14 protein-coding genes and 2 tRNA genes are annotated in these 14,264 nt (G+C 38.7%); 10 read left to right on the top strand and 6 right to left on the bottom strand.

Annotated elements, in window-relative coordinates; translation table 11 throughout:
• Positions 1-22: 22 nt before the first annotated feature.
• From SLH46_RS07755 to SLH46_RS07745, 3 genes are all read left to right on the top strand, one after another.
• Positions 23-997 carry a tRNA dihydrouridine synthase gene (locus SLH46_RS07755; RefSeq protein WP_320280601.1) on the top strand — a complete coding sequence of 325 codons (975 nt, stop codon included), beginning with the start codon at positions 23-25 and terminating at the stop codon, positions 995-997.
• Positions 998-1,103: 106 nt separating this feature from the next.
• Complete coding sequence (locus tag SLH46_RS07750) at positions 1,104-1,583, top strand: DUF3795 domain-containing protein (protein WP_320280600.1); 480 nt, start codon at positions 1,104-1,106, stop codon at positions 1,581-1,583.
• A 71-nt stretch (positions 1,584-1,654) separates the two neighbouring features.
• The gene (locus SLH46_RS07745) at positions 1,655-2,902 is read left to right on the top strand and encodes a PQQ-binding-like beta-propeller repeat protein (protein WP_320280599.1); all 1,248 of its coding nucleotides are present in this window, start codon (positions 1,655-1,657) and stop codon (positions 2,900-2,902) included.
• On the opposite strand, the gene folE is transcribed toward SLH46_RS07745, so the two are convergent.
• Positions 2,899-3,609 carry a GTP cyclohydrolase I FolE gene (gene folE / locus SLH46_RS07740; protein ID WP_320280598.1) on the bottom strand — a complete coding sequence of 237 codons (711 nt, stop codon included), beginning with the start codon at positions 3,607-3,609 and terminating at the stop codon, positions 2,899-2,901. The genes SLH46_RS07745 and folE overlap by 4 nt on opposite strands.
• 430 nt (positions 3,610-4,039) lie before the next feature.
• On the opposite strand from folE, the gene SLH46_RS07735 reads away from it, so the two are divergent.
• From SLH46_RS07735 to SLH46_RS07715, 5 genes are all read left to right on the top strand, one after another.
• Positions 4,040-4,128 (top strand) — tRNA-Ser (locus tag SLH46_RS07735).
• 12 nt (positions 4,129-4,140) lie between these two features.
• Positions 4,141-4,218 (top strand) — tRNA-Pro (locus SLH46_RS07730).
• 94 nt (positions 4,219-4,312) lie between these two features.
• Positions 4,313-5,167: a hypothetical protein gene (locus SLH46_RS07725; RefSeq protein WP_320280597.1), complete on the top strand. Its 855-nt coding sequence runs from the start codon at positions 4,313-4,315 to the stop codon at positions 5,165-5,167.
• 142 nt (positions 5,168-5,309) lie between these two features.
• Positions 5,310-5,660, top strand: a complete 351-nt coding sequence (locus SLH46_RS07720) for a helix-turn-helix transcriptional regulator (RefSeq protein WP_320280596.1) — start codon at positions 5,310-5,312, stop codon at positions 5,658-5,660.
• A gap of 471 nt (positions 5,661-6,131) precedes the next feature.
• Entirely contained in the window at positions 6,132-7,823 is a 1,692-nt protein-coding gene (locus SLH46_RS07715) for a DEAD/DEAH box helicase family protein (protein ID WP_320280595.1), read from the top strand.
• Between the two features lie 31 nt (positions 7,824-7,854).
• On the opposite strand, the gene SLH46_RS07710 is transcribed toward SLH46_RS07715, so the two are convergent.
• The 3 genes from SLH46_RS07710 to SLH46_RS07700 all read right to left on the bottom strand — a co-directional run bounded on the left by SLH46_RS07710 (position 7,855) and on the right by SLH46_RS07700 (position 9,055).
• Positions 7,855-8,031 carry a hypothetical protein gene (locus tag SLH46_RS07710; protein WP_320280594.1) on the bottom strand — a complete coding sequence of 59 codons (177 nt, stop codon included), beginning with the start codon at positions 8,029-8,031 and terminating at the stop codon, positions 7,855-7,857.
• Between the two features lie 60 nt (positions 8,032-8,091).
• The gene (locus SLH46_RS07705; protein ID WP_320280593.1) at positions 8,092-8,541 is read right to left on the bottom strand and encodes a JAB domain-containing protein; all 450 of its coding nucleotides are present in this window, start codon (positions 8,539-8,541) and stop codon (positions 8,092-8,094) included.
• A 271-nt stretch (positions 8,542-8,812) separates the two neighbouring features.
• Positions 8,813-9,055 (bottom strand): hypothetical protein, encoded by a 243-nt coding sequence (locus SLH46_RS07700; RefSeq protein ID WP_320280592.1) that lies wholly within the window; start codon positions 9,053-9,055, stop codon positions 8,813-8,815.
• A 255-nt stretch (positions 9,056-9,310) separates the two neighbouring features.
• On the opposite strand from SLH46_RS07700, the gene SLH46_RS07695 reads away from it, so the two are divergent.
• Entirely contained in the window at positions 9,311-9,919 is a 609-nt protein-coding gene (locus tag SLH46_RS07695; RefSeq protein WP_320280591.1) for a hypothetical protein, read from the top strand.
• 292 nt (positions 9,920-10,211) lie between these two features.
• Here the strand turns inward: SLH46_RS07695 and SLH46_RS07690 are convergent, their stop codons facing one another.
• Both SLH46_RS07690 and SLH46_RS07685 read right to left on the bottom strand, forming a co-directional pair.
• Positions 10,212-11,198 (bottom strand): helix-turn-helix domain-containing protein, encoded by a 987-nt coding sequence (locus SLH46_RS07690; RefSeq protein WP_320280590.1) that lies wholly within the window; start codon positions 11,196-11,198, stop codon positions 10,212-10,214.
• Between the two features lie 193 nt (positions 11,199-11,391).
• The gene (locus tag SLH46_RS07685; protein WP_320280589.1) at positions 11,392-12,531 is read right to left on the bottom strand and encodes a universal stress protein; all 1,140 of its coding nucleotides are present in this window, start codon (positions 12,529-12,531) and stop codon (positions 11,392-11,394) included.
• A gap of 276 nt (positions 12,532-12,807) precedes the next feature.
• Here SLH46_RS07685 and SLH46_RS07680 point away from each other — a divergent pair, with 276 nt between their 5' ends.
• Positions 12,808-14,157 (top strand): serine hydrolase domain-containing protein, encoded by a 1,350-nt coding sequence (locus SLH46_RS07680; protein WP_320280588.1) that lies wholly within the window; start codon positions 12,808-12,810, stop codon positions 14,155-14,157.
• Positions 14,158-14,264: the final 107 nt, after the last annotated feature.

The raw sequence follows: 14,264 nt of genomic DNA, 5'->3' as shown, positions 1-14,264 counted from the left end.
ATACATTTCCTATTTTTGCGGCATGAACAATTTTTGGCAAGAGTTTGATGGTCCGGCTTTTTCGCTGGCCCCCATGGAGGATGTTACCGATACGGTTTTTCGCGAAATCGTAATGGGAATGACAGCACCGGGAAAATTGCACATGGTTTTTACCGAGTTCACGTCTGTTGAAGGAATGAATCATCCGGTTGGCCGTGAACGTGTTTCGGAACGATTGATCGTAAATGAATCGGAACGAGCTTTGCTTAAAAAACTCAACATCAAAATAATAGCACAAATCTGGGGACGCAACCCGGAGATTTACAAGAACATTGCCAAATATATAACCGAAAATTACGATTTCGATGGAATCGACATCAACATGGGCTGCCCGGTAAAAAAGGTATTTAAAATTGGAGCCTGCAGCGCTTTGATTGGAGAACCGGAACGTGCGAAAGAAATAATCCTGGCCACAAAAGAAGGTACGCACCTACCCGTAAGTGTAAAAACCCGCACCGGAATAAAGGAGCACATTACAGAGAACTGGATTGCCAACCTACTGGAAGTTGATCCTGCAGCTATTATTTTACACGGCCGCACGCAACGGATGCAATCGGATGGCGATGCAAGCTGGGAGGAAATTGCAAAAGCCGTTCAATTGAAAAACAGATTAAAACCACATATTCCAGTTCATGGCAACGGCGATGTAATGTCGTTTGAACAAGGACTGGAACGAGTAAAACAAACAGGCGTAAACGGTGTAATGATCGGTCGTGGGATTTTCCATAATCCCTGGTTTTTCGATCCCGAAAAAGAAGAAATTTCGATGGAAGACCGCATTGCCAAATTACTGGATCATACCCGTCTTTTTGAACAAACCTGGAGTCCCGACAAAAATTTTAATATTCTGAAACGTTTCTACAAAATCTACCTCAACTCATTTCCGGGCGCTGCAAAAATGCGTGCCGATGTTATGGAAATGAAAGGTTACGACGAGGTTTATTCTTATTTTGAATAACTACCGCGACTTCCAATCCTAACAATTTCAGCATTTTACAATCGCTTGATTAAGGGTGTTATACTTTTGAATTGTCATTCTATTATTAAACCAAAATTCAAAAGTTATGACCATTCAATCAAACCGTCGACAGTTTATCCGAAACAGCTCTGTAACGGGCTGCGCAATCCTTCTTTCAGGAAAACTTTCTGCATTCACCTTTCCTCTGGATGAACTTCCCGACCCGAAAAAACTGAATTATTGTGGCTATACCTGCCCGTCAGATTGTAAATTTTTGGAAGCTTCAGAAAAAAATGATGTGGAGCTAAAGAAAAAAGCTTACCAGGAATGGCAAATAGAAGAGCATTACGGAATTCCATTCGTGGCCGAAAACATCTTTTGTTTCGGATGCAAAAATTCGGAAAAGCCGGCCGGGGTCGTTCTTACCAATTGTACGGTCCGTGCTTGCGCCATTACTAAAGAGTTCGACTCGTGCATTCAGTGCAAACAACTAAAAGACTGTGATAAAGATCTTTGGACACGGTTTCCTGATTTTCATGAGTCAGTTGTTGCTATGCAGGAAAAGTATTTTGCCGGCAAAGCCTAAAATTTCGGCACAAAACTGTAATTATTTGGCAGTTACTTTTACTTTTATTTCAAAAAACCGAATCAATTGTTATGAAGAATTTGTACCTGCTTTTCATCTGCCTTATTGCCTTTTCGTGTAGTTCAAACAAGACCAAAATTTACCAGTGGCGCGGCGAAGACCGCAAAGGGATTTTTATCGAAGAAAACCTTCTAAAAGAATGGCCAAAAGACGGACCAGCCGAACTTTGGTCTGTTGAAGGTATTGGAGATGGATTTGGATCGCCAACAGTAACCGACAATGAGATTTTTATAAGCGGAGCTATCGACAGCACTGCCACTTTATTTTGTTTCGATTTAGACGGGCAGAAAAAGTGGGAAGTACCCTTTGGAAAGGAATGGGTAACCAGCTATCCGGGTTCGCGCTCGCAACCAACTATTGTCGACGATTTAATTTATATTGGTTCGGGAATGGGAAATCTGTTTTGTCTGAATCGCTCGAATGGAGAACTGGTTTGGGAAAAACGATTCGTAGAAGATTTTGATGGTATTTACCCACGTTTCGGTCATTCGGAAGCACCTGTTATTGATGGCGACAAAGTATTTTGGGCACCCGGCGGAAAAGAATACAATGTGGTTGGCTTAAATCGTTTTACCGGCGATTTATTGTGGAGCAATGCAGGACACAGCGAACGATCGGGTTACAATCCCGGCACGTTGATAGAACTTCCAACACGACACATTTTTGTTACCTATTCGGCTTATAATATGATGGGCTTTGATACAGAAACAGGCGAATTATTATGGACACATGCACAGGATAATGTTCCGCTCGACAAACGTCAACCGGGAATGGGCGATACACACAGCAACTGTGTTATCTACGACTCAGGATACATTTACTACGCTGCCGGCGACGGCAACTGTGGTGTAAAACTTCAGCTTTCGGAAGATGGAACTGAGATTAAGGAAGTTTGGCGTAATAAAGGTTTCGACAGCTACATGGGTGGTATTGTAAAAATTGAAGATCATTTATACGGCAGTGCCACCTCAAAAAAGTTCTTCAGAAGTATTGATGCTACAAGCGGCGAATTAAGCGATTCACTAAAATTAGGTTGGGGCGCTGTTATTGCAGCCGACGACATGCTTTATTACTATGGTCAAAATGGTACCTTATCATTGGTCGCTTTTGATGCAGCCGGAAAAATGAATCAAGTCAGCGATTTTAAAATCACAAAAGGAGCAAAAGAGCATTTCTCCCACCCTGTTATTAAAGACGGAGTTTTATACCAACGACACGGTCAGGTGTTGATGGCATTCGACATAAAAGCAAAGGGTTAAAGTTCTACATATTTCAGAAACTCTTCGCGAACACTTCTGTCTTTGAATTTACCGGAATACTCGGCAGTAACAGTACTGCTGCTTTCGTCCTGAATTCCACGCGATGATACACACATGTGTTTGGCATCGATTACAACGGCCACATCATCGGTTTTAAGTATTGTTTTAAGCTCGTTGGCAATTTGCACCGTTAAACGTTCCTGCACTTGCGGACGGCGCGCAAAATAGTCGACAATTCGGTTTATTTTGCTCAAACCAATCACTTCGCCTGACGAAATGTAAGCAACGTGTGCTTTTCCTACAATCGGCAGAAAATGATGTTCGCAAGTAGAATTCATGTTGATGTTCTTTTCTACCAGCATTTCGCCGTATTTGAATTTATTTTCGAAGACAGAGACTTTTGGTTTATTGGCAGGATTTAATCCACTGAATATTTCCTGAACAAACATTTTAGCAACACGATGCGGCGTTCCACTTAAACTATCATCATTCAAATCGAGCCCCATTGTTTCCATGATATCGCGAAACTTGTCTTCAATGATTTCCATTTTTCGTTCGTCGCTCAACTCAAAAGCATCAGCACGCATTGGTGTATCGATTGATGTTGCAATATGATTATCGCCTATAATATCATACTTCTCTTTCCCATTGGTTTTACCGTTTAGCTTATCAGCGTTGGTAAATATTATTTCCTCCCTGTAACTCATAACTTCTCTAATTTCTGTTTCTAAATTCTATGAGTTAAATAACAGACCAAAAACTATTTTGTTTAATTTTTAAAAACAATTTATTAAACAATTTGATTCGATATTTATGATTTAGATTTCAATCCGAATGAATCGAAAAACGAAACCTTCTGGTTTTTAATCACATAAAAAGGAGTTAAAATAGCTCTGATTTAAAACAAAATCATTTTATGTTTAAACGGCCCCAAGCCCCTATTCACGTACGTTTACGCCGAAAAAAAAGAAATGCATTTTTTTTGCCATTTTTTTTCATTTTTCTTTGCCAGTGTAAAAACAATTTCTACTTTTGCACACGCTTTAACAAAGCAACGACGTTCTTTTTAAAAACTGATTAAGTTTTAAATACCAACGCTGAGAAGCGAGGGAGATTTAGCAACTTTAATCATCTTTTGGAGAGATGGGTGAGTGGCTGAAACCACCGGTTTGCTAAACCGGCGTACGGGTAACACTGTACCGGGGGTTCGAATCCCCCTCTCTCCGCACAAATAAATTCGGGATGTAGCGCAGTCCGGTTAGCGCACCTGCTTTGGGAGCAGGGGGTCCCAGGTTCGAATCCTGGTATCCCGACCACTGAAAATCAAGGAGTTAAACGAAAGTTTAGCTCCTTTTTTGTTTTACACTGTCGCAATTTTGTCGCAAAAAACACAATATAAAGTATAAAAGCATGCCAAAAATATCCAGAAGTTTTATCAGAGCTTTATATGCTCTCGATACAAGCACACCTCCTATATTGTGGAACCAAATCAAATATGAAATCAGCTTGCAAAGAGATGAAAAGGAACTAATTTCTATTTTGATCAGAAGAACGAATAAAATCATTTCCTTATTAAAAAGTAGAAACAACGTATTATTAAACAAACTTATAGATTTGGGTAAATTAAGTAATAATGATGCTTCCTTGGAAGAGATGCTCATTGATTTTGTTTGTAATCATGAATTCACCAATAGTGAATTAAATGAACTACGACCATACATTGATAAAGCGCAGGAAATTGAAATTTCACTTTCAGACCATCCAAGAGATTCAATTGATCTCAGCATCATGATACTAATGCGCGACCTTTTGACAGTTCCAAAAATTAAAATGTATGTTGAACTCGTTGTATTTTTCAGACACTTGGATTACCTATATACTAACATTAGTAAAATTAGAACTGGAACTGGTTTCACTCCACCATCGCCTCCCAATGGGAAATACATTAAAACCATTATTGATAAACTAATAACAGTAACAACGGATAAAAGTGAAAATCATGGTTTTAAGAGCGAAAAGGGTTTTATCGCTTTTTGCACCTTGCTCAATGACTTTTTTGAAAATAAGAAACCAGTAATTCCTTCTCAGGTCATTGAAATACAAGGTGGAGTTAAAGGAAAGATTGCACATAGCTTAAAAGAGATTTATTCTGATTGTGGTATGAATAAATTACGCTCAAACAACGAGTTTTTTAATGTTGTCAGGGTTCTTAGTGTTTTTAAAGAGCATACTAATTTGCATATTTACAAGTCTATGACCAGTTGAAAATGTATACTATCAATTGACTTCTAATCGACTACTCCTTAGTGTAAAAAAATACCTAAAATCCCCCCCATAATTCCCAATAGTTCATATACTAATTTTGTAATGTATCCAGGAAAAAACCTGATGCATTAATAAATATAAAATGTTTAAGTTATTTGAAAGCCTACCTCAAGAGGTAGCATTACTAAGACAAGATGTAGAAGTCTTGCAAAAACTCATCGAAGTATTAATCAATTCTCCCAACGACCAGGCCGAAGTAATCAGCGTTGAAGATGTGGTCCGGTTAACCGGGTACACCAAGAACACAATTTACCAGTATGCGAACAAAGGAATTATTCCTACTCACAGACCTTTACATGGAGGGAGGAAACTTGTGTTCTACCGATCGGAAATAGAAAACTGGTTACGAGGTAACAAACCGGAGACTTCGGAAGAATTTTGCGAGAGAAAAGAAACGGAATTAATTAACTATTACAAAGGAGGGCTTAACTAATGGGAAATAGAAGTCAATTTTATTATACTGAAAGAGAGGAAGATGCGATAATTCAAGTATGTAAAAAGAATATAGATCAATGCGCTGAATGGACACATCTTACAATCAATAAATTATTATATAGTTGTTGGGGTGTTCGTGGGATTTTTTTTAGTGACCTTACTGATTTCTTGATTGTAATTAAAGGTGACAAATTTACCGAAAGCTGCCTAGATAGATTTACAAAAACAATCCTCTACTTCTTCCCCACCGAATGTCAAGGATCAAGAAAGATTTATTTTTGGTTTTACACCGATCATCAAGAACCACAGCTTGAGGCAAAATGAGAAACGTAGGCATGTTGAGCAAATAGAATTTGATCCCTTTCCTGCAAAAGAAGTGTAGAAATTATGAGAGGGAGCAGAAAATCTGAAATAGTCTATATAAACGGAGGAAAAACTGCTCCCTCTTTTCCGTAAAATAACTGTAGAAATGAATATTATAAAGCAATACTCTGCTGAATACGCCAGTGACGTGATGAGTGTGGTTCCGTTAGGAAATGTGGATAAAACAGTATGTGGGTGTGGCTTGACTTCAGTTGCACTTGAAAATGACGAACCAATGGTTATTACAGTTCCGACAATCTACCTGGCATTAAACAAAGCCCGACAATACCCTAATAAAAGATTTTCTGGGGAAGTGTTAGCTGTCTGGGGAGAGACGGATGAAATAGATATCGATTTGTATCATTGTTTCAACAAACCTTTCAAAATAATAGTGACTTATGATTCACTTCCAAAGGTTAAGAATATACTGAACGGTTTTAAATGTAAGTTGATTGTTGATGAAGCACATACACTTTTGTCAAATACAAAATTAAAACCGGAAGTAGTTGACGAGGTATTTAAAATAGCAGAAGAACATAAAGACCGAGTGAGTTTTATTTCCGCAACCCCCACTCCACTGGAATACTTGCCCGATTGGGTATCCACATTAGACCAGGTTACAATTCAGTGGACCAATACTTCAAAGGCAATACCCATTATCGCCGAACGACAGTACCCTTATAAAAGCCTTCAAGAAGAGTTTATTGCTCCACTTAGTCAATATGGAACAATGACCTTAAAGGGCCGGAATTTTAGGAAATTGATAATCTTCGTTAACTCCATAAATAGGATAACGGATACTATAAAAAAAACAGGTCTGAATAAAGAAGATTGCGGAATCATTTGTGGTGACAGCTTGACAAATGATCTCAAAATAGCCGGGATTAAGAGATATATTGATGGAGAAATGCCTAAATTCCTTTTCATTACATCAGCTGGCTTTGGTGGCATTGATATTTATGACAGTGAAGCGATGACATTAGTAGTAAGCAATACATCGAGGCACTGGCAAATGATCGATATGCTAACAGATCTTCAACAGGCAATTTCAAGACAGAGGAATAAAGACAATCCGAACTATGGAACGTTCATTTATATTTTTAATCAAACGTTATTCAAAAAAACGGAAGAGGAACTTATTGCGGAAATAGATCACATAAGGTCAAAAATCACCAAATCAATTCAGTTATATGACCACGCAGTAGAAAAAGGTCTACAAGATGGATTTGAAACATATCCTGACTTTGAAGCCTATACCTTGTTTAAAGATGGTAGGTATGTTATAAATGAACAAGCATTTTTAGCAGATAGATATTTCATCCTTGAAACAAGAAAACGGTACCGCAAGGGATTTGATATAAAAGCTCAGTTTAATTGTGCTGAAACAATAGAACCTAATGTTATTGAAGTAGCAACTTATAAAGATTTGGTTGACTATTTCAGGGCAAACCACCAAAATGGATTAATAGATTGGGGGATATATTCTTATAAAACCGCTTGGATTTCCATTATTGAAAGATCATATAAAATCCATGGAAAGGTCTGGAAAGATATTTCTCACGCCAAATCTATGATTAAGAAGATTGACTATGGTGATAAACAGATGAAGGAAATAATCTACAATTCCTTTGAAACCGGAAGTTATACAAGAAAGGTTGCTAAAGAAAGGCTTCAAGAAGTATATGCTCGCCTTGGAATCAACAAGAAAGCGCAACACCATCATTTTGATGAACTATTCACTAAGGTTGAACACAAGATGGTGAAAGGCGAAAGATTTGTCGAAATCTTGGAAAAGTAGCAAATCTACATTTAAAAGTCAACAGGAAAGATTAGTCGTCTTTCCTGTAGTACGTTGTAAAAGAATCTAACTCAAAAGCCAAAGTCCGCTTATCCAGCAATTCAGAAGCTCCTGCAAAGTAAATTGAGTCAACATGATCAACAAACGCATCCCAGATGTTAGTAAGCTGCCAGTCCTCTTTGCTGTGGTTATTCCTGTAAGATTTCATAATGATAGATTTAATATTTCAGGCTGTTTTAACGGTTTAGGAATACCGGATGAACCGGAACTATATCATTCCTTCATCCGCCATAGAATAATATGACTCAGATGTAAGTATGATATGGTCCGGTACATCAATGTCTAAGAAATGTCCACCTTCCTTTATCTTCTTTGTGATCCTTAGGTCCGCTTCACTGGTACGAAGTTCTCCGGAAGGATGGTTGTGGAGCAAGATGATTGAGGAGGCGTTGGCTTTTAATGCTAACTGAAATATCAACTTAGCGTCAACCACGGTCCCGGAAACTCCACCGGTCGAGATCCAGGAGAGTCCCAGTATCTTCAAGCTGCGAGAAAGCAGCAGAACAGCGAACCTCTCGCGATAATCCAGATCGGGCCAAACAGGGTAAACGTAATCATAAACAGACTTCGAGCCGGTAACGCGCATCTGTTTAGAGGGCATGACGCGATGTGAATAGGTTATAGTAACCTCAGCAATGTTTTGTTGAAATAATGTCATTGTTTTTGCCCTTGCCAAGGGACTGATTATAGCATTGGCGTGCTTATTAATCGTAGGCACCGCCCCATTGAGCCATTGGATAAACACAAGGCCGAAATCCCCTCAGAAAGCCTTTAAGGAGCTTGTGAAAGCCTTGTGTGTTCCAAATGGCGATCAATACATTTGCCGATGATTAATCAGCATGTGTGTGCCTACAGAAAATGCAAAAAACGATCCCCGTACAGCAGAGATCGTCTTCTGTGAAATTTAACTCTTCCTACTTCTTCGTAGCTTACTTTGTAGTCTTCTTAGTACCCTCCTCCGGGACATCCTCCATGGTAGTACAATACACGGTGTGGTCCCTGCCGAACTTATCCGGTTCCTGCAACCTAGCCACTTCAAAGGTGCAATATTGTTCTCCTTCGTACTCATGTACATATTTCAGCAGTTCAGTCATTTTTACCGTTGCTTTAACGATGGACATGTTCGGAACCTGTGTTCCTTTTCCGATGTAATTCTTTTTATAAGTATTCATGATAAATTATTTATGGTTGGGAGTTTTAACGGTTTACGATGTTCTCGTTATAGAAAAAAAGAAAACCGAAGTTGTATTATAGGGAGCTAAAGACCGGGGGGTAGGTTTCCCATGGAGAGCAAACGATTATTTGCATAGGGTATATGTACGTTCGCCTGACACAAATTTTTTCTTAATAACTTTTGTTATAACCGCCATTCAATTTTTCAGCAAACTCATAACTTTAAACATCACTAACCCATAAAACTGCATTCGATGTCAGATTTCACAAAACAAGGGCCTGTAAAAGCAAGGTTTAAAGCACCAACAAAAGATTTAAGACGAGTTTTCAGAATCCTGAATAATGCCTTTGATGCAAAACGAAAGAACCAATATCCCTACTGTGAAATAACCATAAAGACGAAGAAAGTTGAGTTTGTTGTTGCCGGAATTAAAGAATGTATCGAGTGTGAAGCAAAAGGTCCGGCTCGGATAAACATCTCCTACAAATATTTCAAACACCTGGTAAATGACCGCCCGTTGAAAATAACAAAGGTTGAGGTAGGCAATGAATACATGATTGTAAATGATATAACCACGATGGTAGAAACCTGTTTCTTCAAAAACGATAAGATATTGAGAAGCATCAACTTACCCGTTAACTATGACGTTACAGACATACTCCGCTTAGCAGATCGTTACACAGTTGAAGAGATTACTTTTAATAAACTAAAAGCAGAATTATCATGGGCTCAGGATAAATTGGAAAAGGACATTAAAAAGATCAATAAAATACTAAAACCATACAAAATATCCCCGGATAAGGTAGAAGAGTTTATAATGCAATCCATCAATCCGGAAGTAACTGTTGATGCTGAGATATAATTTTAGTGATTATACCTGTGTAACAAAATGGCTATTTTGATTCAGATTACGTCAAATTAGCGTTGTTTTGTGCAAAAAACCACCGAAAACCGGTCTGAAATTTCTCCCGGAATTTAAGTGCAACTGAAGTTGTATTATATTTAAAGAAAACATCCGCAGATTCTTTCCCCTCGGAGATGTGATTTATGAGTGTATGGGGTACCCGCTCGTTCGTGTAACACAAATATTTTTAGAAACAAACAATATCTATTAAATCCCTAATAAGATAACTTGTAAATCACAATACTAAAATTTACAAAGGCAGAACTTCCTTTGGGTTTATCCCTTTTATCTTTTTAAACATTGACGAGAATTTCGATAGGTTTTGGTAGCCCAGATCGTAACCTACTTCCATTACTGAAAAGTTTCCGGTTTTGAGTCGGCGGTATGCTTCATCCATTTTTGCATGCGTATAAAAGTTGTACACCGATGTATTGAAAAGTGTTTTAAAATCACGTTTTAACTTTGAAACACTGATTCCGAATTCACTTGCCAGTTCTTCCAAACTTATTCGCTGGTCAAAACATGATAATAGTTGGTCTTTTAACTTTAACAAACGATTATAATCATCAATATGCAAGCCGTGTAATTCATCCTTATCAACCAGTTTACTTACCGATCGCATTAACAAGGTAAACAGTTCAAGTCCTCTTGCCATTATCAGAGGGATTCTTCCAAATTCACTCTTTTTGAAATGAAACATATCGTCCATTAAAGAGGCCAGTTCGGCGGGCAAATGGGTATGGTAGAATATAGGATCATTATTTTCAAATAAGGTTTCCAAGGTCTTTTGGGCTTCGGGCATTAGTTTTTGGAGAGCTTCACGAGTGATTTTAATTGCCACAGATTTTAACAATACATTTGCAGGAAAATTTGATCTCATGGGAAACAGACCGTTGTTGATGAAGACACCGGTTGAAGTTCCCGCTTCAGCTAATTTCTCCTCATTACTGATATTTTGCTCGGCCCTTCCTTCTCTAATAAGATTGAAATGAAAATAATCCGGGTCATTATCCGCTTCCCTGATCATTTCAACTGCCTGATAGTGAATTGCAGAATTAACCATAATATCAAAGCCCGGACAAATAGGGAAGTTATAAAAAAGAATGTCCGTTCTTCCCCGCTTCAACTCGTATCTATTCTCGGTATACTCACCTCCAAATACTTCCTTTAGCGATTTGAAATAGTTAATTGAAGCGCCTTCTTTTACCCACAATGTTATTTTTTCTGATTGATCCATTTCAAAAATTTATGTACTAAAAATAAATGAAATGATCATTATTGTGAAATTATAAAGCACTTTTATTCCTGGTATTAGAAACTCAAATTCCAAAAGGCTGAAAGCTTGATACGAACAAGAAAAAAAACCGGGAATTATATCCCCGGTTTTTGTAAATACTCGTTTTAAATTACTGTTGTGTTAAACAAAGAACTTAGGTAGCGGTAATGTAAATCTTGCGTATTTCATGTTCAATCTTTCTATTCATGATATTGGTAGCAATCGTTTCTTTTAAATTCTCGTAAAATCGTGCTTCTTCTTTTTTACCAAGTTGAAAATAAACTTTAACCAATGCCTCTATACTAGGCAAATGAAAATTTTTAATCGTTAGTGCATGCTTATATTGGACGATCGCTTCCTTCAGGAACCCAAGTTTTACTAATTCATTTCCCCTGTTGTAATGAGTCTCCACATTTTCCGAACCGATTAAAAAGCGCAATTTAAAAAGGTCCTCTGTTTTAACATTAACTACAATACACCCAACTTCCCGAATCACCTTTTCACTTACCGATCCCAAAATAGCTCTCTGCAATGCACTTTTTCCAGTGCTTCCAACATAAAGAATTGTTGCCTCTTGTGAAAACTTTACAACTTCCGTTTCAGGATTTCCTTCAAGGATGAATGCTTCTCCATCGACATGGGAAAAATCAAAACCTTTTAAAAATGCTCTAAACTCCTTCTTAAAGATTTTGTAATCGCGTTTTCGCTCATTCTCTTCACTAATTCCTGCACGCAATAATCGTGGTGATGCAAGATTAAAAGGCCTGTAAACAGTAATGATTGATAATTTGGCGTCAATTTTTCGGGTATGAAGAATCGCCGATTTTAATGCCAGGGTCGAAGCCCTCGAATTATCGACCGCACAAACAATATGTTTTTTATTGCCTGATGGTGATTGAGGCAAAACTGCGACCGGTTTTTGCAGTTTTCTCAGAATCTTAAAACCATTAGCTCCCAGCTTGGTTGTTCTTCCTTTATTCAGAACGATAAGATTAACTTTTTCCTCTTTGGCAACCTTGTTAATCTGGTTAGCTATATCACCAACTTCAACACGCACTGATATGGTTTGGTCGTTCTCCGGGTTCAAACGTGCTGAAATTTTATTCCGGATTTCATACTCTACCGATTTGGTGATCTTTTTTTGCGAAGCAGCCCCTTTTATGTGTGAAGGAAGCACATGCAGAATTACCAGGTCGTTTCCAAACTGATTTCTGACTCTGTTTAATTTTTCGATTGAAATTTCATGATCACTGTTAAAATCAATCGCCCACAATACTTTGCTTAATACTTTCATAATTATAAAATTTATAGTTAATGATTTACTTGAATAACCTCTGCAAAAGTATCGTAGTCAATTCCTTGTTTGTGCTCAATTTGGTCCATATCAAGTCCCAAACAGCTCAGGAGAGATAAATCTGTTGAGGGCTAAAATAATAAGCAGACAAGTGACTTAGCCAATTGACCGGATCGGGATTTTGCATGAGCTTTTGGGGGTAAAATCACGCACCGAATGCTCACATCTTTGTGCCGAACAAATAAATAAACAGTAATAACAATAAAAAGGAATATCATGAAACGGACATTAAGTATTTTATTAGCAGCAATGTTTTTTGCATTTGCCTGCACGCATCAGCCTGCAGAAACAGGTACAGAGCAAGTAGTGGATGTACAATCCAGCCAAAAAAAATCAGAGATGACTAAATTTATTAATCCTGTTTTTAATGACACTTCAGCTGAAGACAATCGCCGTTTCAAAGAAGAATTTGGCGTTGCTTCTTCGCTGAGTGCCAATCCAACAGCTGCCTGGTTTCATGACTTTACATCGCGTGCACTGCCTACAGCCGTTGTGCCTCGTCGTCAACCAACCATGAATCTGCAATCGGAGATTATACCGGCGATTGGCAAGGTAATAGCAACAACTTCGCTAGGTGAGATGGATCTCAATGCGTTCCTGAACAACCCCGAGAGTTTCGCCCAGGGATTTGTGGTTATGCACAAGGGTAAAATTGTTTTTGAACAATACCCTGGCATGCGTAAGGAAAATTCACATCTGACTGCATCTACAGCGAAGGTTTTCGTAGGTCTTTTGATTGAATGTCTTATTGAGGAAGGATTGATTGACGAACAAAAAACACTTGGCGACTACGTGCCGGAGTTCAAAGAATCTGTCTGGGAGCCGATAAAGGTCATCGATGTTATGGATATGACAACCGGGTTGGATCCGATAGACGGGCCGGAGCATTTTGTGAACCCTGATGCTGTAATTACCCGCATGGTAATGGCCGAACTTGGCGAAACATATAAAGGAAATGTAGAATCGATGCTTGATGTTATGAAACACGCAAAAACGATAAGCAAGCCGGGTGAACATTTCACCTACTCGTCCACAGCCACACAGGCACTGGTGGTTTTAACTGAGGCCGTAACCAAACAGACCTGGGCCGATGCATTTGATCAACGCATCTGGTCGAAAATGGGTGTCGATGGACCTCTTATGGTTCACCTATCTCCCGACGGATACGCGCTGGGGCATGGTGTATTGTCTCTTCGTTTACGCGATTTGGCTCGTTTCGGTATGCTTTATACGCCAAGCTGGTACAAGATTGCCGTGGAGCCGATTGTTAATCCTGATATATTGGAAAGAGCCAGAGTTCCTTACCGCACTCGCGAATTTTATCGGGCAGGCCCATCGGGAGAGAAATTCATGGAAAGACTTGGCGACTTTGATGTTCGCTCTGCCGGACGGCAATGGGATGCCGTGTGGGAAGATGGCGATTTCTTCAAGAGCGGACTGAATACACAAGGTATTTATGTATCACCAGATCGTGATCTTGTCATTGCCTATTTCTCTCTTGAACCAACCCAGCAGCTTCAGAAATATCTTCGTCCTTTGGTGACATCAGGTTTATTTGATCAGTAAAAACAATAATTGATATTTGTATATAAAAGAAGGCCACAACGTAATGTTGTTGGCCTTTTTGGGATTCTGCCTGAACCTTTCCGGGTAAAATACGGGACCAAAAGCCG

This window comes from Draconibacterium sp. IB214405, from assembly GCF_033963885.1.
Taxonomy (GTDB): Bacteria; Bacteroidota; Bacteroidia; order Bacteroidales; family Prolixibacteraceae; genus Draconibacterium.
Note: the sequence above shows the minus strand (reverse complement) of the source record. Positions and strands in the feature narration are given on the sequence as shown.